Annotated in this window: 23 protein-coding genes, 1 tRNA gene and 2 pseudogenes; 14 read left to right on the top strand and 12 right to left on the bottom strand. The window is 68.7% G+C overall.

Annotated features, from left to right (window positions below):
- Positions 1–88 precede the first annotated feature (88 nt).
- The gene (locus ACIBVQ_RS13700) at positions 89–1,021 is read left to right on the top strand and encodes a sensor histidine kinase (protein ID WP_362918522.1); all 933 of its coding nucleotides are present in this window, start codon (positions 89–91) and stop codon (positions 1,019–1,021) included.
- Between the two features lie 258 nt (positions 1,022–1,279).
- Positions 1,280–2,365: a hypothetical protein gene (locus ACIBVQ_RS13705; protein ID WP_399177661.1), complete on the top strand. Its 1,086-nt coding sequence runs from the start codon at positions 1,280–1,282 to the stop codon at positions 2,363–2,365.
- A gap of 44 nt (positions 2,366–2,409) precedes the next feature.
- Here ACIBVQ_RS13705 and ACIBVQ_RS13710 read toward each other — a convergent pair whose 3' ends face one another.
- Positions 2,410–2,829 carry a MarR family winged helix-turn-helix transcriptional regulator gene (locus ACIBVQ_RS13710; RefSeq protein ID WP_399177662.1) on the bottom strand — a complete coding sequence of 140 codons (420 nt, stop codon included), beginning with the start codon at positions 2,827–2,829 and terminating at the stop codon, positions 2,410–2,412.
- Positions 2,830–2,943: 114 nt separating this feature from the next.
- Between ACIBVQ_RS13710 and ACIBVQ_RS13715 the strand changes: the two genes are divergently transcribed.
- Both ACIBVQ_RS13715 and ACIBVQ_RS13720 read left to right on the top strand, forming a co-directional pair.
- Positions 2,944–4,590 carry an MFS transporter gene (locus ACIBVQ_RS13715; protein ID WP_399177664.1) on the top strand — a complete coding sequence of 549 codons (1,647 nt, stop codon included), beginning with the start codon at positions 2,944–2,946 and terminating at the stop codon, positions 4,588–4,590.
- Positions 4,591–4,940: 350 nt separating this feature from the next.
- Positions 4,941–5,272 (top strand): annotated as a pseudogene (locus tag ACIBVQ_RS13720) (MerR family transcriptional regulator).
- A 29-nt stretch (positions 5,273–5,301) separates the two neighbouring features.
- On the opposite strand, the gene ACIBVQ_RS13725 reads toward ACIBVQ_RS13720, so the two are convergent.
- From ACIBVQ_RS13725 to ACIBVQ_RS13740, 4 genes are all read right to left on the bottom strand, one after another.
- Complete coding sequence (locus ACIBVQ_RS13725) at positions 5,302–5,877, bottom strand: cupin (RefSeq protein WP_362779422.1); 576 nt, start codon at positions 5,875–5,877, stop codon at positions 5,302–5,304.
- A gap of 77 nt (positions 5,878–5,954) precedes the next feature.
- A complete protein-coding gene (locus ACIBVQ_RS13730) occupies positions 5,955–7,067 on the bottom strand; it encodes a TIGR04500 family putative peptide maturation system protein (RefSeq protein WP_399177666.1) in 1,113 nt (370 codons plus the stop codon).
- The gene (locus ACIBVQ_RS13735; protein WP_352014204.1) at positions 7,067–8,050 is read right to left on the bottom strand and encodes an MvdC/MvdD family ATP grasp protein; all 984 of its coding nucleotides are present in this window, start codon (positions 8,048–8,050) and stop codon (positions 7,067–7,069) included. Before ACIBVQ_RS13735 ends, ACIBVQ_RS13730 begins: the two co-directional genes overlap by 1 nt.
- 50 nt (positions 8,051–8,100) lie before the next feature.
- Positions 8,101–8,247 (bottom strand): hypothetical protein, encoded by a 147-nt coding sequence (locus ACIBVQ_RS13740; protein WP_184718277.1) that lies wholly within the window; start codon positions 8,245–8,247, stop codon positions 8,101–8,103.
- A gap of 260 nt (positions 8,248–8,507) precedes the next feature.
- On the opposite strand from ACIBVQ_RS13740, the gene ACIBVQ_RS13745 reads away from it, so the two are divergent.
- Entirely contained in the window at positions 8,508–9,440 is a 933-nt protein-coding gene (locus ACIBVQ_RS13745) for a hypothetical protein (protein WP_399177669.1), read from the top strand.
- Positions 9,441–9,601: 161 nt separating this feature from the next.
- Here the strand turns inward: ACIBVQ_RS13745 and soxR are convergent, their stop codons facing one another.
- On the bottom strand, positions 9,602–10,045 hold the full coding sequence (soxR, locus tag ACIBVQ_RS13750) for a redox-sensitive transcriptional activator SoxR (protein WP_352014202.1): 444 nt from the start codon (positions 10,043–10,045) through the stop codon (positions 9,602–9,604).
- Between the two features lie 105 nt (positions 10,046–10,150).
- On the opposite strand from soxR, the gene ACIBVQ_RS13755 reads away from it, so the two are divergent.
- The 3 genes from ACIBVQ_RS13755 to ACIBVQ_RS13765 are packed head-to-tail and all read left to right on the top strand — an operon-like array spanning position 10,151 to position 11,825.
- Positions 10,151–10,750, top strand: coding sequence for an NADPH-dependent FMN reductase (locus ACIBVQ_RS13755; protein ID WP_399177671.1), 600 nt, complete (start codon positions 10,151–10,153; stop codon positions 10,748–10,750).
- Positions 10,747–11,397, top strand: a complete 651-nt coding sequence (locus ACIBVQ_RS13760; protein ID WP_399177673.1) for an antibiotic biosynthesis monooxygenase — start codon at positions 10,747–10,749, stop codon at positions 11,395–11,397. Before ACIBVQ_RS13755 ends, ACIBVQ_RS13760 begins: the two co-directional genes overlap by 4 nt.
- Complete coding sequence (locus ACIBVQ_RS13765; protein ID WP_399177675.1) at positions 11,394–11,825, top strand: nitroreductase family deazaflavin-dependent oxidoreductase; 432 nt, start codon at positions 11,394–11,396, stop codon at positions 11,823–11,825. Before ACIBVQ_RS13760 ends, ACIBVQ_RS13765 begins: the two co-directional genes overlap by 4 nt.
- Positions 11,826–11,873: 48 nt before the next feature.
- Here the strand turns inward: ACIBVQ_RS13765 and ACIBVQ_RS13770 are convergent, their stop codons facing one another.
- Positions 11,874–12,227 (bottom strand): phosphoribosyl-ATP pyrophosphohydrolase, encoded by a 354-nt coding sequence (locus ACIBVQ_RS13770; RefSeq protein WP_399177676.1) that lies wholly within the window; start codon positions 12,225–12,227, stop codon positions 11,874–11,876.
- Between the two features lie 30 nt (positions 12,228–12,257).
- On the opposite strand from ACIBVQ_RS13770, the gene ACIBVQ_RS13775 reads away from it, so the two are divergent.
- Entirely contained in the window at positions 12,258–13,265 is a 1,008-nt protein-coding gene (locus tag ACIBVQ_RS13775) for an HNH endonuclease (RefSeq protein ID WP_399177678.1), read from the top strand.
- A gap of 40 nt (positions 13,266–13,305) precedes the next feature.
- Here ACIBVQ_RS13775 and ACIBVQ_RS13780 read toward each other — a convergent pair whose 3' ends face one another.
- The 3 genes from ACIBVQ_RS13780 to ACIBVQ_RS13790 form a co-directional block, all read right to left on the bottom strand.
- Positions 13,306–13,713, bottom strand: a complete 408-nt coding sequence (locus ACIBVQ_RS13780) for an SgcJ/EcaC family oxidoreductase (RefSeq protein WP_352014196.1) — start codon at positions 13,711–13,713, stop codon at positions 13,306–13,308.
- Positions 13,714–13,848: 135 nt separating this feature from the next.
- Entirely contained in the window at positions 13,849–14,835 is a 987-nt protein-coding gene (locus ACIBVQ_RS13785; protein WP_399177680.1) for a sigma-70 family RNA polymerase sigma factor, read from the bottom strand.
- A gap of 89 nt (positions 14,836–14,924) precedes the next feature.
- Complete coding sequence (locus ACIBVQ_RS13790; RefSeq protein ID WP_399177682.1) at positions 14,925–16,859, bottom strand: primary-amine oxidase; 1,935 nt, start codon at positions 16,857–16,859, stop codon at positions 14,925–14,927.
- A 91-nt stretch (positions 16,860–16,950) separates the two neighbouring features.
- Here ACIBVQ_RS13790 and ACIBVQ_RS13795 point away from each other — a divergent pair, with 91 nt between their 5' ends.
- Together ACIBVQ_RS13795 and ACIBVQ_RS13800 are read left to right on the top strand one after the other, a co-directional pair.
- Positions 16,951–17,151, top strand: a complete 201-nt coding sequence (locus ACIBVQ_RS13795; protein ID WP_362779451.1) for a hypothetical protein — start codon at positions 16,951–16,953, stop codon at positions 17,149–17,151.
- Between the two features lie 539 nt (positions 17,152–17,690).
- On the top strand, positions 17,691–18,080 hold the full coding sequence (locus ACIBVQ_RS13800) for a hypothetical protein (RefSeq protein ID WP_352014192.1): 390 nt from the start codon (positions 17,691–17,693) through the stop codon (positions 18,078–18,080).
- A 286-nt stretch (positions 18,081–18,366) separates the two neighbouring features.
- On the opposite strand, the gene ACIBVQ_RS13805 is transcribed toward ACIBVQ_RS13800, so the two are convergent.
- A complete protein-coding gene (locus ACIBVQ_RS13805; RefSeq protein WP_399177685.1) occupies positions 18,367–18,972 on the bottom strand; it encodes a thioredoxin domain-containing protein in 606 nt (201 codons plus the stop codon).
- Between the two features lie 680 nt (positions 18,973–19,652).
- On the opposite strand from ACIBVQ_RS13805, the pseudogene ACIBVQ_RS13810 reads away from it, so the two are divergent.
- Positions 19,653–19,880, top strand: a pseudogene (locus ACIBVQ_RS13810) (transposase); the annotation flags it as partial.
- 86 nt (positions 19,881–19,966) lie between these two features.
- Here ACIBVQ_RS13810 and ACIBVQ_RS13815 read toward each other — a convergent pair.
- Positions 19,967–20,039 (bottom strand) — tRNA-Arg (locus ACIBVQ_RS13815).
- A gap of 557 nt (positions 20,040–20,596) precedes the next feature.
- Here ACIBVQ_RS13815 and ACIBVQ_RS13820 point away from each other — a divergent pair.
- A complete protein-coding gene (locus tag ACIBVQ_RS13820) occupies positions 20,597–21,025 on the top strand; it encodes a hypothetical protein (RefSeq protein ID WP_399177687.1) in 429 nt (142 codons plus the stop codon).
- A 128-nt stretch (positions 21,026–21,153) separates the two neighbouring features.
- Entirely contained in the window at positions 21,154–22,287 is a 1,134-nt protein-coding gene (locus tag ACIBVQ_RS13825) for a D-alanyl-D-alanine carboxypeptidase family protein (RefSeq protein ID WP_399177689.1), read from the top strand.
- Positions 22,288–22,305: the final 18 nt, after the last annotated feature.

Here is a 22,305-nt window from a genome sequence, read left to right on the forward strand (position 1 = left end):
CAATTCGGCCAGAGCTGGGATCACCGGACAGCTGCTGCCTTCCGGGGCCCGTGCTCGCTCGTCACTCATCGGTTGGTGCGGAGGCGTGATGGACACCGCGACAGCCGAACTCGATCCTTTTGTCCATCCTGCCCTTTTCTATCGCGGTGACCACGAGTATCTCCAGGCGACCCTGCCGTTCATTCGCGGCGGCCTGGCGGCGGGAGAACCCGTGGCGGTCGCCGTCCCCGAGCGCAATCTCCGGTTACTGCGGAGCTGGCTCGGCCCGCTGGCCTCGTCGGTGTGCTTCCTCGACATGACCAGGGAGGGCCGGAACCCGGGCCGCATCATCCCCGCCGTCCTGCGCGCCTTCGCCGATCCGCACGAGGGCCGCAGGGTGCGGATCGTCGGGGAGCCGGTCTGGCCGGGTCGCTCGACGACCGAGTATCCCGCCTGTCTCCAGCACGAGGCGCTGGTCAACCTGGCCTTTCCCGGGCGGGCCGTCACGATCATGTGCCCGTACGACGTCGAGGCCCTGGAGCCCACGGTCGTCAGGGACGCCGAGACAACCCACCCCGTCCTGCTCGACGGTTCCGGGCTGCGGGTCAGCGACGCCTACGCGCCGGAACGCGCGATCCGCGACGCCAACAGGGTGTTGCCCGACCCGAGAAGGGCCGAGGTCCTGAGCTTCGGGGGCGGCGAGCTCGCGCGGGCCCGTGAGTTCGCCGTCGGGCACGCCGCCCGGGCCGGGCTCCGCGGTGAGCGCCTCGACGACCTGCGGCTGATCGCGGGTGAGCTGGTGGCCAACAGCCTCGACCACGGCGGCGGCAGGGGAGTGCTGCGCGTGTGGACCGAGGGCGGCCAGGTCGTGCTGGACGTCAGGGACGCCGGGCACATCACCGACCCTCTCGCCGGGCGCGGGCCGGTCGATCCCGGGCGGCGGCGCGCGTGCGGGCTGCTCGTCACCAACCTGCTCAGTGATCTCGTCCGCGTCCACACGGGCGAGGGCGGAACCACCGTCCGGGTGTACTTCACGGTCTGACCATTCGACGAGGGGATCCAGCCGGGTTATATACGAAGTTGACAGGCGGACGCCGCTTTTTTGCCGCTGACGGATTACCAGTTGGAATTAAGGGCGTCATATGCCGTTTTGGGTCTTTTCTCCGGACCGTGACTGGGTTATCAATGGCGCAGAGGCCAAAAGGCCGGCTTCATCCATCCCCCGTATCAGCACCGGCTTCCACCGGTGTCGCTCCCATATGCGCCATCACACCCCCCAGAAATAAGGATGGAGAAACGCATGCACCGGTTGAGAAAAACGTTTCTCGGAGTTCTGTGCGGCATCGCAGCGCTCCTCGCCGGACTCATCCCGACCACGAACGCCCAGGCGGCGGTCCCCGACCGCTGGGGATTCGCCTTCGTCGACGTCTTCTCCGGCGTCCCCTCCCTGGCCCACCAGGCGGGAAGCTGGGCGTCGGGGCCGACCGTAACCGTCTCGCCCGGTGCGACGGGCCAGGTGAAGGTGGTCTTCCCGGGCATCGCGAGCTCCGGTGGCGTCGCGCACGTGACGGCCGTCTCGCCGAACGCCGAATGGTGCCAGCTGCAGACCTGGCTGCCCTCCGGCGCTGACCAGGTCGCGGTCGTCCAGTGCTACAAGTACGGCGGCACCCCGGTGTTCACCCCGTTCACCATCGTCTACGAGACGAGCACCGGCCTGCTGCCCGCGCCGCAGGCGCTCGGCTACATCCACTACAACGGCGGTGGGATCGCCTCGCAGTTCAACTCGTCGGGCGCGGTCAACACGGTCGCCTCGGGCGGGACCGGCGTCTGGGGCGTCACCCTTCCCGGGCTCGGGTCGCCGGGCCCCGAGGGTGGCTTCCAGGTGACCGCCGTCGACCCGCAGCGGCCCGCCCGCTGCAAGATCGGCTCGTGGGGATCGGCCGTCAGCGCGCAGAACGTGAAGGTGATCTGCCATGACGCGACGAGCCGGCCGATCAACACCGGCTGGACGCTGACCTACCAGCGTCAGCGGGCGATCACCGGGGCCGCGGTTCCGCCCAGGTTCTTCGGCTACGTCCTCGACACCAACCCGACGGCGGCCGGGCCGTACGCGCCGACTCCCGCCGGGATCAACTTCAACACCCTGGTGCCCGGTGGGAACACCGTCCAGAACTTCGCGCCCGGACGGAAGGTGACCTTCCCCAAGATCGGTTATCTCCGTGACCACGTCCAGGTGACCGCGTTCGGCCCCGGTCCCGAGTACTGCAACATCTACAAGCTCTGGGTCACCCCGCCGAACGACGCCGTCGTCAACGGCGTCAAGTGCTACAACGCCGTCACGTTGAAGCCGGAACGTTCCTTCACCAGCTACACCTCGGAGAAGTGACCGACGGCCGGTGGTCCCGTGCGTCCTCCGGGGCCACCGGCCGTTCAACGACTCCGGATTCCGGTGATCAGCCGGATCAACTCGGCGCGCAGCGCGCCGGGGTCCTCGACCCGGTCGGCGATGATTCGCTCGGCCGGGTCTCCTTTCATGATCTCGGCGTAGGTCCGCCCGCCCAGGTCGGTACGGCTCACCATCACCCGGCGCCGGTCAGTCGTGTCCCGCTCGCGGACGATGTGACCGTCGCGTTCGAGCCGGTCGAGCACCGGCCGGATCGTCTGCTCCTCGACGTAGGTGTGGGCCGCGAGCTCCCGCTGGGTCCGGGGACCGTCCTGCAGGACGTGCAGGGTCAGGAAGCCCGCGTGGGTCAGGCCGCGTTCGGCGAGCACGGCGTTCCACTCGCGTTCCACCAGCCGCGCGGCCACCAGGAGCAGGCGGCCGGTCGCCCATGAGGCGTGATCATCCATGAATCCCATTTTTCCGGCCTTCGGCTGAAACCCTCCGTCCACGCTATCCGAAGGATGCTAAGGGTACTTAGTATTTTCGGCCCAAAGAGGGTCAAGGTTCGAAAAGGAGAGCGTATGGGCGTGACGGCGCCGCCGGAGACGGCGGAGACGAAACGGACGCGGTGGGCCGGGCTGGCCTTCATCGCGCTGGCCGTGGCGATGGTCATCTCCAGCACGACGATCACCAACGTGGCCGTCCCGCAGATCATCGGTGACCTCGGGCTCAGCTCGACCGACGCGCAGTGGATCCAGGAGTCCTACGCGCTGGTGTTCGCCGCGCTGCTGCTCACCTTCGGCAGGCTCGCCGACCGGCTCGGCAGGCGCAGACTCCTGCTGACCGGGGTCGCGCTGTTCGCGCTGACGTCCCTGCTGGCCTCCTTCTCCGTCAGCGGGCCGATGCTCATCGGGGCCAGGATCCTGCAGGGCGTCGGCGGGGCCATGATCTTCCCCACGACGCTGTCCCTGCTGAACGCGGGCTTCCGGGGCAGGGACAGGGCGACCGCGTTCGCCGTCTGGGGCGCCACGATCGGGGGGATGGCCGCGCTCGGGCCACTGGTCGGCGGCTGGCTCACCACGGACCTGTCCTGGCGCTGGGCGTTCGGCGTCAACATCCCGGTCGCGGTGGCCGTACTGGCCGGGGTGCTGGTCTTCGTGGCCGAGTCGCGGGAGTCGGACGGCAGGCGGGGCGCCGACCTGGGTGGCGCGGTGCTGTCGACGCTCGGGTTCGGCCTGCTGGTGTTCGGGCTGGTCGAGGGGAGGGTCTACGGCTGGTGGCGGTCCGTCGAGCCCTTCACCGTCGGCGGATGGCGATGGCCGTTCGCGCTGTCCCCGGTGCCCGTCGCCTTCGCCGCCTCCGCGCTGGCCCTGACCGCCTTCGTGCTGGTCGAGCGGGGTCGTGGCCGGCGTGGCCAGGTCGCCCTGCTGGACCTGTCGTTGCTGTCCATCACCTCCTTCCGCAACGGCAACATCGCCGCACTGATCGTCAGCCTCGGCGAGTTCGGCGTGCTGTTCGCGCTGCCGCTGTGGATGCAGTTCGTCCTGGGCTACTCGCCGCTGGAGACGGGGGTCGCCCTGCTGCCGCTCGCGGTCGGCTCCTTCGCCGCCAGTGCCTTCGCCTCCCCGTTGTCGCGGGCCAGGGGAGCGGCCTTCGTGGTCCGGCTCGGCCTGGTTCTGGAGATCGCCGGGATCGCCGGACTCGGCCTGGTGATTTCCGCCGGCACTCCGTGGGCGCTGCCGGTGCCGTTCCTGTTCTGCTACGGCATGGGCATCGGGCTGGCGACCGCCCAGCTCACCGGGGTGGTCCTGGCCGAGGTCCCGGTTGAGCGCAGCGGTCAGGGCTCGGGCACGCAGAGCACGGTCAGGCAGATCGGCTCCGCGCTGGGCATCGCCGTACTCGGCACGCTGCTCTTCGGCGGGCTCAGCGCCGACCTCGACCACCGGCTGAGCCAGGCGGACGGTGTCGACCCGGTACGGCGTGAGCAGATCGTCTCGGCCGTGCAGCGCAGCGCGGGAGGAGCCATCGCCGGGCTGTCCCGGCTGCCCGGGGTCGCCGAGGCGGCCAAGGAGTCCTTCGCGGTCGGCACGCGCTACGCGGCGTTCGGGGCGGCGGGCTTCCTCGCGGTCGGCCTGCTGGCCAGCCTGTCCCTCGGCTCCCTCGGCGGGGCCGTACCGAGGAGTGATCTGGGTAAATCTCCAGTCATGGATGTAGACATTCGAATATAGGAGACATAGCATTTTTTGTGTCACGGAAAGGGAAAAACATCTGTGACAGGTGACGAAAAAGCCGTGCGACGCGGGGAGGCCACCGGTCGCGCGGGACCTCTCGCGACACGGTCCCGCCCGGTGCCCGCCGCGTCGCGGAACATGGGAAAGGGGAGACGGACACCACACCGCAGACCCACGGCTCTGGAGGTGGTTCCTCGTCAACTCACACGCGATTCCCGCCCGCCCCGCCTTCGACGGGGCGTGTGCGGTCAAGGAAGACCGGCAGGATAGCCGGTAGATGGTGTTGAACTCCTCGGGCCCCGGTGCTTCGCGCGCACCGGGGCCCGACACACGTCACGGAAGGTGCGATGGGAGAGGCCCGGCCGGCGCTGTTCGACAGGTTCGACGATGACGACCACCCCGCCTACAGCATGGGCGGGCCGCGGAGATCCTCGACGTCGCCCCGGCGTTCCTGCGCAGCCTGGGCGTCGCCCGGCTGATCGAACCCCTCCGGTCCGCCGGGGGCCACCGCAGATACTCCCGCCGCCGGCTCCACCTGGCCGCCCGCGCCCGCAGGCTGCTCGACCAGAGCACCCCACTCGACGCGGCCTGTCGCATCATCGCCCTGGAGGACCAGCTTGAGGAGGCCCTGCGCCTGAACGCCGAGCTGAGACGGCGGGTGGAGTCTCCCACCGAGTGATCCCGGGTGACCCCGGGTGGACCCGCCGGTCAGCGGGTGGCGATGAGCGTGTCGAAGTCCGCGAAGTCGTCGGCCAGGCGACTGCCGGTGAAGTCCCCGACCCAGCCGTCCTCGTCGTGGAAGAACCGGATCGCCACGAAGTCGGGCCGGGTGCCCATGTCGAACCAGTGAGTGGTGTCCGCGGGCACGCTGAGCAGGTCACCCGCCTCACACAGCACCGCGTACACCCTGTCGTCGAGGTGCAGGTAGAACACCCCGGCGCCCCGCGCGAAGAAACGGTCCTCGTCGTCGGCGTGCGTGTGCTCCGAGAGGAACCTCTCCCGTGCCCTGGCGGCCTGCTCGGCCCACTCCGGATCGTCGGAGGGCGTCATGCGCACGGCGTCGACCAGCACGTATCCCTCCTGGCCGATCACCCGGTCGACCTCGTCGCGGTAGGCGTCGAGCACCTGCTCCGGGGTCGGCTCCGCAGGCAGGTCCCTGACCGGCTCCCACCGCTCGAACCGGATCCCGAACGGCTTGAGCGCGTCGGCGACCTCCTCGGGGTCCTCGGTCCTGGTGAGCACGGTGTCCGGGTCGTCGTCGGCCCAGACGGTCAGCAACGTCATCGGATTCTCCTCGTCACGGGTTCCTGCGGTTTCCAGGGCTTCCCGTGATTTTCTCCCCCGAGCCCGGCGGACTTCTCTTACCTTTCGGGCTGATTTTCCCGTGTGCCGCCGGTGCGCTCCGCCGTACCCCAGAACCACTCGATCTTCGCGGCCCTCCTGCGCCGCTCGATCCACTCGGCGAAGATCCGCCGCTCGACCAGGTCACGGACCGCGTCGTCGAGTACGGCGGGCTCCACAGCGAGCACCTTGACCGTCAGGTCGCCCAGAGCCGTGGGGAAGGGGCCGGCGAGCGTTCCCGGCGCGGCGGACAGGACCACCTCGGCCGCCTCCTCACCGATCTCCCCGGCCAGCTCCGGTCTGCGCGCGGTGACGAACACCTCACCCGGTACGGCCAGGCCCGCGGCGAACGCCCGCTCGACGTCGGCGAGGAAGTCGTCCGGGTTCCCAAGGACGGGACTCCCAAGGCCGGAGCTCCCAAGGACGGGACTCCCAAGGCCGGAGCTTCCAAGGCCGGGGCTCCTGGGGCTTTCGGGGCTCCTGGGGTTTGCGGGGGCGAGGACGACCCTGGCCAGCCGTACGGCGTCGAGGTCGCGGCCGTGGGCGGCGAACCAGTCCTCGACCCGCCCGGCGGCGACCCGCGAACGCAGCCTGGCGACCGAGGCCTCGACCGCGACCAGTTCCTCAAGCTCGGCGTGGGAGATGTGGTTGCGCTCCATCCAGGCCCGGGTCCCGGCGCCGGTCAGCAGCCCGCGCGCCCGGCGGAAGGCGTCCATCGCCCGCTGCAGCTCCGCGTCGGAGATCGGCTCCGGCTCCTCCTCAAGCGCCTCCCGCACCAGGCAGTCCGTCACCAGGCGGTCGGCGACCCCGCGCTCGTCCCAGACGAAGTCCAGGCAGGCGACGGCCCTGGCGACCGGGGTCTCGACGCCGTTGACCCGCAGCAGCAGGTGTTCGGCCGCCCGGTGCACGCCGCGCAGCGGCCAGGGCAGCCCCAGGGCGGGGGACCACGACAGGGAGACGGTCGAGCCGTCGGGCTCCTTGAGGAGCAGGGCGTGCTGGAGGGAGCCGTCGAACTCCTCCCGCTGGGCGACCAGCCGTACCCGGAGACCGGGGTTGGCGCGCCGGAAGGCGCCCAGGTCGGCGCCGTCGGTGAGCACGCGCAACGCCTCAGCCAGCGTCCGGCCGTCCGCCATCACGTCGCTCCGATCATGAGCAGGTCGCGGATCGCCGCGCCGATGGGAAGTCCCGTCGCGGCCTCGATCCAGAGGAACTGGCCGTTCGGGTTGATCTCAAGGAAGACATGGCGGCCGTCGGGCGTGAGGATCAGGTCGATCGCGCCGTAGACGAGGCCGAGCCGTTCGACCAGCCGCACGCACCGCGTGGCGATCTCGGCGGGCAGCTCGTGCGTCCTGATGGGGGTGGCGCCCGGGTCGTAGTGCCGCCAGTCGTAGCGCGTGTGGTTGCTCACCTGGGAGTGGATCTCCGCGGCGAAGACCTGCCGCCCGACCACGGTCACCCGCACCTCGACCCGCTTGGGCACGTAGGCCTGGACGATGACCGGGCACAGCCGCAGCGCGTCGGCGTGCGCCACGTCCGCGGGGGTGACCGGTGCCGCGAACCGGCCGAACCGCTCCCCGTCCGCCTCGAACCGGTTGCCGTGCACGGGCTTGGTGATCACCCGTCCCTCGTGCCGGTCGTAGAAGTCGAGGAAGCCGTCCGGATCGGTGGTGATCAACGTCTCGGGCAGCTCGAAGCCGAGCAGCCGCGCCTGTTCGAGCTGGTACGGCTTGCGCCCGGCCCGGTCGACGACCGGCCTCGGGGCGGGAACCGTCAGGCAGCCGAGACCGTCCCACAGCCCCTCGGTCACGGCCAGGCACTCCTGCTCGACGTAGGCCTTCACGGAGGCCTTCACGTGCTCCCGGCGGATGGCGGGGCTCACGGCAGGGGGCAGCGGCCTGCGGTACCAGAGCGAGGTCAGCTCGTCCAGCACGACCCTGCGCTCACCGGTGTCGAGCACCCTGCGGGTCGAACCGTCACCCGACAGGCCGATCTCCACGCTCGCGCGGACCGGGTAGGAGGCGGGGTCGAAGACGACGACGTCCGCGCCCGCGGACGTGAGGAGACCGGTCACGTGGTCGGCGTGGTCGTCTCCTGCGGAGGTCAGTACGAGGATCATCAGGGATCCCGCACGGGGACGCGGTCCCACACGTCCCCGTGGCGGACCGATCAGCTGTCGCCGGAGGTGTGGGAGTGGTTACCGTGGATCACGATGACCTGGCTCTTCGCGCCGCCGCTGACCTGGAGGAGCTGGTTCTCGTCGAGCTCGGGGCCGAGGGCCGCGATGTCGTCGAGCGTGGTACGCGACTTGCTCACGTCGTTCCTGCCTTTCCTGTTTCCGCGGGCCGTCCGGTGCGGTCCGATGCCGGAAGGCTAGGCGGGGGCGGCCGGGCGGGTCGTCCGTCACGCGGATGATCGGCGGTCCCCCTCCCAGGGGACTCCTTCGGTGATCATCGCGACCGGCGAAAGCGGCATAATGCCCGGGTTAGGTAATACCGGCGACCGATGCCTGGCCCGTGACGCTGTGCCAACGGGGGCGACACAGCCGTCATCGGTCCTCTCTGATCGGAGAACCCATGACCCACGATGTCGTCGGCGAAGGCCTGGTCAAGGCCCTCGCCGAAGAGGGTGTCACGGGCAGCCTCATCGGCCCGACGACCGTCGGCGTCAGTTACCCGGGTGTCAGCGACTTCACCATCGACATCGGTGAGTGGCGTGCCCGCGCCGCCGAGATCCCCCCGGCCCAACTGCCGTCGTTCATCGCGCACGTCGCCCAGGGGTTCGCCAGGTCGATCCGCGCGCAGGCACAGCCGTCACCGCCGTGGTCCGACATCGAGCGGCTGCTGGCCGAGGAGTCGCTGCGGATGCGCCTGTACACCGAGGAGGCGTTGTCCGAGCCGCCCGGCCTGCGGGACGCCCTGCTGACCCGCACACTCGCTCCGGGACTCGTCGAGACGGTGGTCGTCGACACGCCCGACTCGATCGTGCCGCTCAACCGCTCCCAGATCGGCGACAGACCCGAGGAACAGGTCTTCGGCGCCGCGCTGCACGCCTCCCTGACCAAGGAACCCCACTACGCCAAGACCGACGCGATCTGGGGCGTCCCGATCACCCACGTCGGGGAGACCCACCGCTACGTCGGCTCCCACATCCACGTGCTCAGGCGCCACGTCGGGGCCGCCAGGTACGGCGCGCTGGTCTCCTTCCCCGTCCCCGAGTACCTGATCGTCCACGAGATCGGCGACACCCACATCATCGCCGCCCTGGAGGCCATGCAGGAGCTCACCAGGACCCACGTCGAGAAGGGGGACAAGGCCCTCACCGCGCAGGTCTACTGGTGGTTCCCCGGGGCCTACGAGCAACTGCCCGAGCCGGCCGCGCTCGCCAGCGGACAGGTCCCCGACCTGCGGCCGGTCGAGGTCGAGGTGAACCACCGGGAGAAGAGCGTCACCCCGCTCACCGCCGACACAGGACGGCTCATCGAACTCTGGATGAGCGACCGTGCCTGACCCGATGTGAAGCCCTGCCGAGAGGCGTTCCGGGGGGCGTTACCGCGGCGCTCGACGCCCCCCGGCCGCCGTGACCGGCCCGCGTCTCACCCTGTCCTTCGGCCGCCTCGCCGACGAGGCAGGCGTCTCACACCCGGTCACCGTACGGCTCGCCCCGCGGGTCAGGGGGCGAACAGCCGCCGTGGCCCGGACCCCTCCTCACCCATGGCGTCGCCGGGATTGACCAGCGCGCACTCCTCGAACGACAGGCAGCCACAGCCGATGCACTCGGTGAACCGGTCACGCATCCGCTCCAGCCGTTCGATGCGCTCGTTGAGCCGATCTCTCCAGCAATCCGAGGCCCGGACCCAGAACTCCTTGCTCGGGGTGTGGTCGGCGGGCAGCAGGGCCAGGACCTCACCGATCGCGGAGAGCGGGAGACCGACGCTCTGCGAGGCGCGGATGAAGGCCACCCTGCGCAGCGTGCCCCTGGTGTAGCGGCGCTGGTTTCCCGTGGTGCGTCTGCTGTGGATCAGCCCCTGGCGTTCGTAGAAACGCAGGGCGGAGGTGGGGACACCGCTGCGAGCCGACAACTCGCCGACGGTGAGTTCCCCGGCTCGTGTCATGCGGCCCACCCTAGCTTGACTTGAACCTTTGTTTAAGTTCCAGGCTTGTTCTCACCCCACCGTCTCGGGGTTCCCCGCTTCGGGGTCCCCAAAGGAGGACATGTCATGGAACCGTTGCGGCTCGCGGTGATCGTGGGCAGCGTCAGGCAGGGCCGGTTCGGGCCGACCGTGGCGAACTGGTTCGCCGACCGGGCCAGGTCACGCGACGACGTCCTGGTGGACCTCGTCGACCTGGCCGACACACCGTTGCCCGAGGTGCTTCCGGCCTTCGGGCAGGCTCCGTCACCCGAGGCCGTACAGGCCCTGAAGACACTGACCCCGCGGCTTGAGGCGGCGGACGCCTTCGTGGTCGTCACCCCCGAGTACAACCACAGCTTCCCCGCGTCCCTGAAGAACGCGATCGACTGGCACTTCACCCAGTGGCAGGCCAAACCGGTCGGCTTCGTCTCCTACGGCGGTATGTCCGGGGGCCTGCGGGCGGTCGAGCATCTTCGCGCGGTCTTCGCCGAACTGCACACGGTCACCGTCCGCGAGACGGTCAGCTTCCACGACGCCTGGAACCGCTTCGGTTCCGACGGCCTGCCGAAGGACCCGGGCTGCGGTCCGGCGGCCGAAACCCTGCTCGACCAGCTCCTGTGGTGGGCGGACGCGCTCAGGGACGCAAGGAACAAGAACCCGTACAACGACAGGAAGCAGGCGGCATGACGAACCTCGTCCGAGACCTCAACCCCACCCTGGCCCGCGCCGACGCCGGTGCCGTACTGGTCGGCCGGTGGCCCCTGCGGCACACGCCACCGATGGCCGTCACCACGGCGTGGGAGAACAGACCGTGGCCCGAAGGACTTGTCTCGGTCAACGTCTACGTCAGCACCGACGGGCAGGACGTGCTGGTCTACGAGCAGTGGGCAGACGAACCGGACGGCCCCTACTCCCCGATGGGGGCCGAGCCGGTCGCCTACCGGCTCTACCGCAGCGGGCTCAGGGAGAACGCTCCGGTGCCGGGATGCGTCGTCATCGTCTCCGTCGAGTTCGACGGCCCCGACCGGGAACGGCAGGAACGGTGGGTGGACACGGTCTTCGCGGCGCTGGCCGCCGAGACCGACCTGCATCCCGGAGGGATCTCCGGCCACTTCCACACCAGCCTGGACGGCACCCGGGTGCTCAACTACGCGGAATGGACGGACGAGGCGTCCCACCAGGAGGCCCTGGACAACAGTGGGCGGGGAACCGTCGGCTCCACACCCGAATGGCTACGGGTCCTGGAGTTCCCCGGCGTGCGGAGGAACGAGTTCAGGCGCTACCACCTCCACGCGAGCCTCGCCAGAACCGGTCCCACCGGGATGACCGGATGACGGATCCAGAGGTTCACGACAGCAGGACAGGCTGGGTGGCCGAACACATCCGCCGGTACGTCGAGACCGACGGCGCGGACGGCCACATGTACCAGGGATGGCCGACCCTGCTGCTCACCACCCGGGGCAGGAGGAGCGGCATGCTGCGCCGTACCGCGTTGATCTACGGCCAGGCCGACGGCCGCCATCTGCTGGTGGCCTCGAACGCCGGCTCGGCGGAACACCCCGCCTGGTATCTCAACCTGAGCGAGGACCCGGCCGTCGCGGTGCAGGTCGGCCCGGACAGGTTCACCGCCAGGGCCCGCACCGCGACCGAGGAGGAGAAGCCCCCACTGTGGAGGCTGATGACCTCGATCTTCCCCCTCTACGACAAGTACCGGGCCGAGGCGCCCAGGGGCATCCCCCTGGTGATCCTGGAACGCGACTGACCGGGACCGTTCGGCGCCCTGCCCCGGACACACCGGGGCAGGGCGCCATCAGCCCCCGAGCTCGTCGGGTCGCGTCACCTTGTCGAGCCACAGGCGGCGGTCGAAGCCGCCTCGCTCGGCTCGCTTACGGCGGGCCGCCTCCCGAATCTGCTCATCGGAGAACCCGAGTGTCTCGGTGAGGGTCGTCAACACCTCGTGAATGTCGGCCAGCTCCCCCAGACGGTCGTCGGGGCTCGCCTGACGTAGTTCCTCGGCCTCCTCGACGAGCTTGGCGGTCAACGCCGGGACCAGCTCCGACTCGTCGAGCACCCTGACCTCGGCCGTCAACCCGTCGGCCTCGATGACCTCCGGAATCCGGTCGCGGACCAACTTGCCATAGGTGATTGTCCGGCTTTGGCGCAAAATGTCGCCCCCTTGATCGATACTGCACGGGTGGATTACCGACGCGGCGTGGTCACCGGTGAGAGCGTATGGCGTGCCATCGTCCTGTACGGTGCCAACTCGGCCACCTACAAGTTCGCCTTCGGCACGACCCTCCTGAAGGTCGCCGCCACCGGCCGCACCCACGTGACGCTCGAAGAGCTGGCGGTGCCGTACGCGGAACTGCTCTGTCAGGCCCTGCGCCGTCAGGACCGGCAGGGCACCGCCGCCCGCAGCAGGTTCCTGGACGCCTGCCGCGCGTTCAACGCGGGCGAACTCGACCGGGACACGCTGCACCGGCGCACCGTCCAGTTCGGCTTCGCCAACGTCGTCGACGCCTTCCCTCAGCTCGGCGGCGGCCCGGCGCCGGTGCGCTACTACGAGGACCGGCGCCGGGACTCCACCGCTCCGGGGCTGGTGTTGCGCGACGAGCTCCGCGAACTCGCCCTGTCAGCGCACGCCCCGGGCCTCGGCGCCGAGATCACCGCCCGCTGGCGGCTGGTGGAGACGGCGTGGGCGACCGGTGTGTCCGACGCCGTGCTCGGGTTGGTCTACGACTCAGGAACCCAGGAGCTGGTTCTGCGGACCAGACAGCGTCGCAAGTCCGTGACCGGGGTCGTCGCCGCCCTCAACGGATACCAGGACGGCCGTTGCGCCTACTGCGACCAGGTCATGGCGGGGCCCGTCGTCGAACACGTCCTGCCGTGGAAACTGCTCACCCGGCACTGGAACGGTCCCGACGTCGACGCCATCTGGAACCTGGTCCTGGCATGCAAGCCCTGCAACGACGCCAAGCGGGACCGGGCGCCGCACCAGGAGTGGATGCCCTGGCTCGAACAGCGCAACAACGACCTCATCGAGTCACGTCATCCGCTGCGCGAGGTCCTCATGACCCAGACCGGCGAGACCGCGGCCATCCGGCACGCCACCCTCAAACTCGCCTACCGGAGGGCCACCGAACTCCTGCCCGCCGTCTGGACACCCCCCACGGGCCGTACGGCCACCACCTTTCTCCGATGAGGGGGAAGGTGGTGGCCGCCCCCGTTGCGTGGTCAGTTCGTCAGTGCGCCACCACCGGGCTGTTGTGGTAGGCGGCGATCAACCATCGGCCGTCCCGCCTCTCGAAGACCCAGGTCGCGTTCACCTTGCGCCGGTCGTCCGGGACCTCGGTCTCGCCGGGGAACAGGATGGCGGACTCGCTGATGACGATCGCGCCGTCCCTGCCGACGAAACGGATGCCGAGCTGCTTGTTGTGGGTCCAACTGCCCTTGAGCGGGCCCTCGAAGCCCAGGGCCATGTTCTGACGGATCACCTCACGGCTGCCGCGGAGTGAGCCGGTCATGATGGCGGTCGCGTCCTCGGTGTAGTCGGCGACCATGCCGTCGGCGTCGCCCGCCGCCCACGCCCTGTAGGAGGCGACCAGTACGGCCTGGATCGCGGCCTCGTCTTCCACACGACTGTCCGACATCGGATTCTCCCCTGTGAACGGCTCGCCGGGGTGTTCCGGCGAGCTCGTCAGTACATACCGGCGGTGAGGTCGGAACTCATCGCGCCGGCGCGCAGAAGAAGCCAGGACGTTTTCGGCGCACGGGCCGGGGCCCGATCAGACCCCGGCGACGGCGCGTCCCTCGTCGTCGAGCCTGGCCGCCAGGCCGAAGGTCGCGTAGACGGCGGGGTCCTGGAACACCGAGTTCCGGGCGATGCCCCCGTCGACGACGGTGAAGATCTGGAGCGTGTGCAGGCCGTACCCGTCGCCGACACGCCGGTAGGCGGCGAAGCCGGGCTGGCCGCCGTTGGCCGTGACCTCTCTGAGGAGCCAGTCCTTCCCGGCCTTCTCGAAGACCCACTCCATGAACAGGCCGTAGTTGCCGCGGCCGGAGAACCAGTTGAGCATCGGCGGCATCTCCATGATGACGTCCTCGGTGAGCAGCCGTTTGAGGCCTTCGACGTCGGCGAGCTCGAAGGCCTTCATGTAACGCTCGATCCAGGCGCGCTGCTCGGTCGCGGACGGCTCGCTGACCCGTTCCCGCAGGTCGCCGATCTCCTTCATGCGGGTACGCGCCCGCTGCAGGGAGCTGTTCACCGACACGACGGTGGTGCCGAGGATCTCCGCCGCCTCGGCGGCGGAGAAGCCGAGCACCTCACGCAGGATCAGCGCGCCACGCTGCCGGGCCGACAGGTGTTGCAGGGCGGAGGCGAACGCCAGACGCAGGCTGCTGCGGTCGATCACGGTCCCGGCCGGGTCACCCGCCTCCAGTGACGAGTCCGGCAGGGGCTGGAGCCAGGTGGCGTGCTCTCCCTGGACGAACGGCGCGAGCGGGTCGGAGGCGGCGACCAGCCCCGAGGGCAGCGGCCGACGACCGCGAACCTCCAGGGCGGTCAGGCAGACGTTCGTCGCGATCCGGTAGAGCCAGGTGCGCAGCGAGCTGCGAGTGTCGTCGTACTGCTCCCGCGCCCGCCACGCCCTCAGGTACGTGTCCTGGACCAGGTCCTCCGCGTCGTGGGCCGAGCCGAGCATCCGGTAGCAGTAGGCCAGCAGTTCCGCCCGGAACGGTTCGACCCGCCGGTCGAAGCCCTCTTCCCCCACCACGCCACGCCCCGTCCCACTGCCGCCGCGATCGCCGTACCTGGCGACTGCGGCGACAATACGCCATGGGCGGATATGTCACCATTTGGTGATCACTCTTCGGAGTGATGGTGTCCGTCGCAGTGCTTGGCCGTGTTGGCGGGCACGTTCAGCGCGGGGTTGCGGTCGAAGAACCCGTACGGCGTCAGCGAGAATCCGGTGTGGTCGACCGGCATCACCGGCCAGTCCTCGGGCCGCGGGAAGTGGGTCACGCCGAAGGTGTGCCACAGCACGACGTCCTCGCCGTCCAGGGGCCGGTCACCCGCCACGTACGCCGGCAGGCCGTCCCCGCCGGGGTTCTGGTTGACGAACTCGCCGGCCGGGTACCGCTCCTCGGGCGCGTACCGGGTGATCCACAGATCCCGGGTGGTGAACGCCGCCCGCGCGGCGATCGACGAGGACGGGTCCGCCAGCAGGGTCGGGTGCTGCTCGGAGCGCAGCACGTAGCCGGTCGGCTGTCCGAGCCGGTTGGTGCGCTCGGTGCTCACCACGTGCCATGACCGCCCGACGGAGGCGTCCGCGCTGCGCACCCCCTCGGCCTCGCTCACGATCCGGGTGCGGGCGTGGCCGAAGGCGTTGCCGTACGGATTCTCCGGAGAGACCGGCACCCGGACCGCGTCGACCTCGTCGACCGCGTTCCGGACACCGTCCACCATCATGTCGAGGCGGGCACTGAACAGATGCTGGTGGAACGGTGCGCCCAGACCCGGGGCGACCTCTCCGGCGTAGGGCCACTCCTGCAGCCCGCGGTAGGCCGAGGTGAAGAGGATGCCGGTGAGCTTGGCCTCACACTCGATCCTGCCGTCGAGGTAGAGGTACCAGTAGAAGCCGTAGTCGTAGTTGCCGATCGTGGTGAAGAACGAGATCACCAGGCGGCGCTGGCGGCGGACCTCGGCGGAGTTCGGGGTGTAGATGTCGGTGTGCTTCCACAGCGTGCCGTGGTCCTCCTCGTGCAGGCAGATCGCGTTGGGGATGCGCCGCACGTCGCCGGTCTCGTCGGCCAGGTCGACGTCGACGTAGTGGATCTCGCCGAGACAGTCGCAGCCCAGGGTGAGCGAGTTCGCGAACCGGCCGAAGAGGTACTCACCGGTGTCGAAGTAGTTCTGCCAGAACCGGACCGGAGCCGGATCGCCGTACGGCACCACCATCTCGGCGATGGAGGCGCGGTAGACGATCGGCCGGACCTCGCCGTCGTGGTCGGGGTCGGCGTAGGACAACTGGTGGAGCACCAGACCCTCACGGGCGTCGAACCCGAAGGTGAAGGACCAGTTCGCCCAGGTGATCCGGTCGCCCTCGACCTGGAACGACGGCCCCTCCGGCTGGGTGATCTCGATGGGCCTCAGGGTCTCCAACGGCGCCGGGCGCCCCTGCGGGAGGTGGAACCTGCTCCGTTCCTCCGGCAGCGGGAAGACGCCGATGTCGATGATCTCGGTCGCCTTCCTCGCGATAAGGTCGACGTAGGCGCTCAATCCGTCCACCGGGTGCGCCCAGACGTGAGCGTCGGGGTCGAGCAGGGCGAAGCAGAGCACCCGGATGATCCGTTTGCCCTCCTCACCGGGCAGGCCGAAGGCACCGGCCGAGAGCGGTGCGCATCTCACCTGCTCGGGGGTCAGGTCGCGCTTGGCCAGCGCGTCGACCCAGACCGGGTCCTGGGCGAGGATCCCGTCAACCGCCATGAACTCCTCGGCCAGGATCGGCATCCCGCCGTGGGAACCGTCGACGTCGACGATCGCGGCCACCACGTCGGCGGTGAGGTCGACGGTCACGTCCCGGGCGTCACCGGTCGCGGTGTCGAGCAGCAGCACCCGTGCCCGGCGGTCGGGCCTGGGCCCGGTGCCCGCCTGGAAGGCGAGCACCTCCTGCTTGTGCGGTTCGAGCAGGCCGACGTAGACGAAGCGGACGCTCTCGCCGGCCAGACCGGCTTCGCGTACCAGGGCGGTGGTCCGCTCGATCTCGGTCGCGGTGAGGCTGGAAACCGGGGTGGTCATGGTGGCTACGGAATCCTCTCTGGGTGGTTCGCGTCGAGCCGCTCGGCTCGACGCCCTCGACGTCTCGTGTTCCGTCGCAGGGAGCGCACGCGTGCATTCCTGGGCTGCCGCGTTCAGTGGGAAGAACCCGCCTCCGGGCCTGTCTCCGGGCTTCTGGAACGGTTTCCAGGGGGCGATCCACATGGCAGACCCTGGAAAGAGCGGCCTGGTGAGCAACATTTATCAATGGGGCGTGATGGGCGCCAGTGCCAAAAATGTGGCCGAACTGACAGGATTGTTGTGGGCGGATTGAGCGCACCGAAAAGGAAAATGCCCATTGATATCAGCCGTTTTTATGTGAAAAGTCCCATTCGCGATGGTTGGCTGATCGAGGTTCCGGCAGGAATTCTCCCCTCTTTCGTCGGGCTGTCCTCATGGCCGTATGCGGACAAAGGAGGCCGGGCGTCGGCCGTCCCGGCGGATCCCGCCGCGCTGAGGCCAAGGTGACTCGGCCGGACACGAAGGCGCCGGAGCGCTCGCCGCCGGGTCGGCGCGCCTTCGCGCGTGTACCGAGCGCGACGCGGACCTGTGCTCCCCGTCGGTCGGCGGATTTCCGGCGAACTCGGTGATCGCCCTTCTGGTCTTCGTGCCGTTATCTGGTTTTGCGCATGACGCGACAGAGAGAACGGGTGCCATGGTCGCGGTTGTGGGGTGTTCCGGTGCCGTGGAGGGTCAGGGCACCACGGTCGCGGTTGAGGCCAATGCCGCATGCGGAAGCGGAGGATCCCAAGTCAGCCGCGGCCCCGTCTGCCGGTCAACGGATTTGTCGTACCTCTCTGCGACACTCCCAGGATGCTGAACGCGGAACTGCTGCGGCCGTTGCTGAGAGCCGCATGGGGACCCGACACCTGTGATCCGGTGGGCCGTGAACAGTGGCGGCCGGACAACCCGGCGAGGAGTCAGTGCGGCACGACGGCACTGGTGGTTCAGGACCTGCTCGGCGGAGACCTGATCCTTGGCGAGGTCCATGTCGACGGGGCCAAGGCCTGGAACCACTACTGGAACCGGCTGCCTGACGGCACCGAGGTTGACTTCACCTCCGACCAGTTCGGCTCCGGCGAGGTCGTTGTCGGCGGCCACGTACAGCATCGGCCACCGGGCCCGCCCCGCCGGTGCCGTGAACAGTACGAACTGCTGCGCCAACGGGTGTTCACCGCCCTGGCCCCGTCGCGACCCGCCTGAGGAATACGCCGACAGGCGTGGGTCTCCGCGATCGGCCACCGGCGCGCACCGGGGCTTCCCGTTCGCCCTCAAGGACGTCGGCGACGGTGTGGTTCTCCTCGTGATCCTGGTCCGGTCAGGTGCCCCCCGCCGAGCCCGATCGTCCGCGGTAAGGATGATCCGAACGTGATGCCGGTGCCGGGCCGGGGGATCCATGCGGATGGAACGCTTGGAAAACAGCGGCGAAGTGGGCGAGCATCTTCAGGATCACTCCGTGTGCCGCCCGTGACGGAACCAGGCAGGCTCGCTATGACGCCGGTTCGGCCATGCTGAGGAGCGAGGCGAAGCCTTCTTCGTCGAAGATGGCCTCGAAGTCCTCGTCGGGAACCCGTCTGCCGTTGATGTCTACGGTGGGAGTTCCCGGGCCCGGCCGGCCTTCATATGTGCCCGCCTGCTGGTACTGCTGTTGCGATCTTGTAATGAAGTCCTGGTGCCTCATCCCTTTCACGGCTGTGTCGAAGGACGGGCTTCGGAGCCCGTCGACCAGAGAGGCCAGTTCGAGTAGCCGTGCCTCGGTAAAGCCGTCGTTCAGCTCATCGGGCTGGTGCGCGTAGAGGACCGCGTGGTACTCGGCGAACTTCCCGACCTCAAGGGCGGCTCGGAGGGCGTTGACGGCTCTTTTCGAGCCATTGCCGCCCAGTCGATCATCCAGGAAAGAGGCCAGCGTGTATTCGGCTTTCGCTTTCCGCTGCAGGACCCAGTTCCGCAAGACCGGTCCACCGCCCGTCAGCTCGAATTCCTCGCAGACCGGGCAGCGCGGATCTTCATACAGATGGACGGTGACGGCCGCGTTGGGATCACCGATCGAGACCGTCGTGCCGTCCTTTTCCAGCTTCTGCGGTACTTCGCTCAAGGACGCGTAGGATGCCTTGGCCCGCTCACTGCCGGATTCCCCGGATTGGGCCCATGTCACTGCCAGTACCGCCACGAGAAGCGCAGGGACCAGTCCTCTTTTCCAGCGCTTCACCGATATAACCTCCTAGGTCACGATTTTAGGGAGGGTAACATAACATATTATGATGATTAGATGTGGCGGGTCGCTCGAAAGGCGATATGAGATGGTTCCTCTGTCCTCCCGCACAAACCGTGCTTGATATGGAGGAGGCCGGTGGTCGTCTCCACAGAGGCGGTGTGTGAGTTTTCCGGCTGGATGGCGCGGTGCCCTGAGTGAGGACGGCCGTCACGTGATCCTTCGAGTGGCGAAGACCAAGTTCGAAACTTGAACCAGGCGATGGCCGGCGCGGCAGATCGAGACCGGCGATCCGGATCTGTTGCGATCCATGGCGAAGACCATGGCCGAGACGCCGATGTCGGCCGATGCCAATGTCCTGTGGCGCCGGACGCGGTGAGCGGACCGATGAACGCGCCGACCGCCGCGAGCGGCGACTCTGGCGTGCGCTTCTTCGACCGGCCCGCCGTCGAGCGGATGTGAGTCCAGCAGGCCTGGGCCATCGAGGACTTGGAGGCCGGGTAGCCAGTCGCGTGTGGGCGCCTGGACCACGCGCGGCCGCCTTCCCGAACGAGGCCTGATGGCAGGCCTGGTCGAACAACCCGCGGGGCGGTTGAACAAGGAGGTCCGCCCCACCAACGTGGTCGGGATCTTCCTCGACCGGGCGGTGACCGTCCGGCTTGTCGGTACGGTTTTGACCGAGCAGGCCGATGGGCGGGGGCCGCCGCCACCTGGGGTTCGATGGGCTCGCCAGGTGCCGGATGCGCCTTGTCGCGGACGGTGTACCGGCCCACAACCCGCTTAATTTGTAGAAACAGGATCACGCGCCATCGGCGTGGACGTGACCCGCCCGGGCGGGCCCAGCCACAGGTCGAGCGTGTACCCGCTGGAAGAAGAGTGCCCCCGGCATGATTCGAACATGCGACACCCGCTTTAGGAGAGCGGTGCTCTATCCCCTGAGCTACGGAGGCAGGGACTCTCCATAAGAGTAGCGAAAGTGTGGAGTGGATGCGCGCCCGGAGGGGGAGTTGGCGGCGATCGCCGGGTTATCGGTTCGCTGAGCTGCGGTAAAAGGGCGGCAAGTGGACGAGTGTCGCCGGAGTGGCGACGCCTAGTGTCACACTCCGTGACGGACGGGCAACGGAATCGAATCCACGGGTACCGAGCGTTGCAGCTGCTCGTGCTGTGCGGGGCGATGCTGGCGCCCGTGCTTCTGGCGATAGGCCTGCTGGTGGCGGAACTCACCGGATACCGGACAGGTTCTCGCGGGATCGCCGGAGGACAGTTCCGTGATGGCCTGCCTCGTGGTCCTCGTATCCCCCACGAGTCTCATGCCCATGGGTTTCATGGCATCCGTAAGGGTTTCGAGGGCTTCGACACACAACCCGCCTTTCGAGGGCTCGGTGACATCGGCAGAGCCTTGAGACACGAGAAGGACTGGGCGCTCGCTCGGGCTCATGATCGTGGCCGCCGTGAGTCCTACGTGGAAAGGGTGAAAGCGGCGAGGCAGGCACTTGGGGTTTGGGGAGTGACGGAGGAGGAGGGAAACGGTGGTTCGTCGCGCGCCATCGCCCTGGTGCCCGTGGCGATCGCACCGGTGCGGGATGTGGTGCGCAGGGCCGAGGCCGTTCCCTCGGGCGCACTCCAGCGGCCGGAGGCCGGCTCGCCGAGTACGGTCCTGGGACCGAGAGGCATCCCGCATCGGCATGGGCTCGTCCGCGTCTACGGGAGGCGGGTGCCGCCGGTGGCCGTCCCGAAGGCGCGCTCCGCGGGGGTCGCCAAGCCGCCTCCCCCGACTCGTGTGATCAGAAAGGAGCGTCCGGCTCCGCCGGTGCGACGGCCTGTCCAGAAGCCTCCGCGCCCCGAACCGTCGAACGACAGATTCGAGTGCCCCAAGGAGTGGCGGAACACCTGGTTGTGGGAGGTCTGCGTAGAAGAGATGCGCAACAAGACCTGAGCCGCCAGATGGTCAAATGGGGTGTTTGGCGCATATCAGCTGTACTGAGTCCGACCCAGGCACTTGGTTGACTGTAGTAACGTGCGTGCCTGACCCAGGTCACGAGTTCGCAAACGGAGGGGTCGAACGTGCCACCTCGTCGATCGGCGGGCCTGATCGTCGTCGTCGCGACGATGTCTTCCCTCGTCCCGGGGGTGGCTACCGCGAATCCGACGCAGACGAAGGCCCAGTCGGTCGCCGCCGGTAAGTCGACCACCCTCGCAGGGAAAACGCGGGTCACCCCGACTGGAACCCTTCGCGCACCCGTCAACCTCACCGAGCTGCGGCGTGAGGCGGAGAAAGCAGCCAAGGAGCTGGAGAGCGCGACAAAGGCGCTGGAGCAGAGGCGTGCCAAGATCCAGGCTTCGGAGAAGGAACTGGCCGCCAAGCTCCGTGAGTTGCAGGTCGCGGAGCGGGCCTTCGCACAGCTACGACAGCCGTTGTCGGACCTGATCGGTCAGCTCTACCAGCGTCCCCTCGGGGGCGATGCCCTTTTCTTCCTGGCCGGTGACGCCGACGCCTCCACCCTCAGAGCCATGGCCGACATCAACCAGATCGCGGCCGAACGCAACCAGGTCCTTGGGGACGGCGCCCGTCTGCAGGCGGAGAAGGAGCGCCTGGCGGGGGAGGCCCAGGAACTCCGGGCGAGCACCCTTCTGGCGGAAGCGCAGATGAACGCCGAGATCCAGACCCTCAGGGACCGCTCCTCCAAGATCGTGAAATCGCTGACGCAGGCACTGGTGAAACTGGGGGTCAAGGTCAACAGGTCGGGCAACCCCGTGGGGGGGTGTGATCCGACGAGGGCGACCTCGCTGGAGGACTTCCCCAACGGCCTGATCCCCAAGGCCTATCTCTGTCCGCTCCAGCAACAGGGCAACCAGCTGCGGGCCGACGCGGCGTTGGCGTTCATCAGCCTGAACGAGGCCTACCGGCAGAGGTTCGGCAAGCACATGTGCGTGACGGACAGCTATCGGAGCCTGGCCGAACAGCAGTCCGTCTACTACCGCAGGCCCGGATTCGCCGCCGTGCCCGGTCGCAGTAACCACGGTCTCGGGCTCGCCGTGGACCTGTGCGGGGGCGTGGAGCGTTTCCGGTCGGCCGAGTTCAACTGGCTGGAGGCCAACAGCAAGAAGTACGGCTGGATGCATCCGAAATGGGCGTATGTCAGTCCTTTTGAGCCTTGGCACTGGGAGTACGACCCGAAGCTTGGCTCCCTGCTGTAGGGCTGCGACGTGGTCGCG

The organism is Streptosporangium sp. NPDC049376 (genome assembly GCF_044466505.1).
Taxonomy (GTDB): domain Bacteria; phylum Actinomycetota; class Actinomycetes; order Streptosporangiales; family Streptosporangiaceae; genus Streptosporangium.

Excerpts from the sequence above, each read along its gene's own strand:
- ACIBVQ_RS13705 (WP_399177661.1), top strand. The coding sequence starts at position 1,280 with ATGCACCGGTTGAGAAAAACGTTTCTCGGAGTTCTGTGCGGCATCGCA.
- ACIBVQ_RS13760 (WP_399177673.1), top strand. The coding sequence starts at position 10,747 with ATGACGAACCTCGTCCGAGACCTCAACCCCACCCTGGCCCGCGCCGAC.
- ACIBVQ_RS13800 (WP_352014192.1), top strand. The coding sequence starts at position 17,691 with ATGCTGAACGCGGAACTGCTGCGGCCGTTGCTGAGAGCCGCATGGGGA.
- ACIBVQ_RS13735 (WP_352014204.1), bottom strand. The coding sequence starts at position 8,050 with ATGATCCTCGTACTGACCTCCGCAGGAGACGACCACGCCGACCACGTG.
- ACIBVQ_RS13745 (WP_399177669.1), top strand. The coding sequence starts at position 8,508 with ATGACCCACGATGTCGTCGGCGAAGGCCTGGTCAAGGCCCTCGCCGAA.
- ACIBVQ_RS13725 (WP_362779422.1), bottom strand. The coding sequence starts at position 5,877 with ATGACGTTGCTGACCGTCTGGGCCGACGACGACCCGGACACCGTGCTC.
- ACIBVQ_RS13790 (WP_399177682.1), bottom strand. The coding sequence starts at position 16,859 with ATGACCACCCCGGTTTCCAGCCTCACCGCGACCGAGATCGAGCGGACC.
- ACIBVQ_RS13730 (WP_399177666.1), bottom strand. The coding sequence starts at position 7,067 with ATGGCGGACGGCCGGACGCTGGCTGAGGCGTTGCGCGTGCTCACCGAC.
- ACIBVQ_RS13700 (WP_362918522.1), top strand. The coding sequence starts at position 89 with ATGGACACCGCGACAGCCGAACTCGATCCTTTTGTCCATCCTGCCCTT.
- ACIBVQ_RS13780 (WP_352014196.1), bottom strand. The coding sequence starts at position 13,713 with ATGTCGGACAGTCGTGTGGAAGACGAGGCCGCGATCCAGGCCGTACTG.
- ACIBVQ_RS13715 (WP_399177664.1), top strand. The coding sequence starts at position 2,944 with ATGGGCGTGACGGCGCCGCCGGAGACGGCGGAGACGAAACGGACGCGG.
- soxR (WP_352014202.1), bottom strand. The coding sequence starts at position 10,045 with ATGACACGAGCCGGGGAACTCACCGTCGGCGAGTTGTCGGCTCGCAGC.
- ACIBVQ_RS13755 (WP_399177671.1), top strand. The coding sequence starts at position 10,151 with ATGGAACCGTTGCGGCTCGCGGTGATCGTGGGCAGCGTCAGGCAGGGC.
- ACIBVQ_RS13765 (WP_399177675.1), top strand. The coding sequence starts at position 11,394 with ATGACGGATCCAGAGGTTCACGACAGCAGGACAGGCTGGGTGGCCGAA.
- ACIBVQ_RS13710 (WP_399177662.1), bottom strand. The coding sequence starts at position 2,829 with ATGGATGATCACGCCTCATGGGCGACCGGCCGCCTGCTCCTGGTGGCC.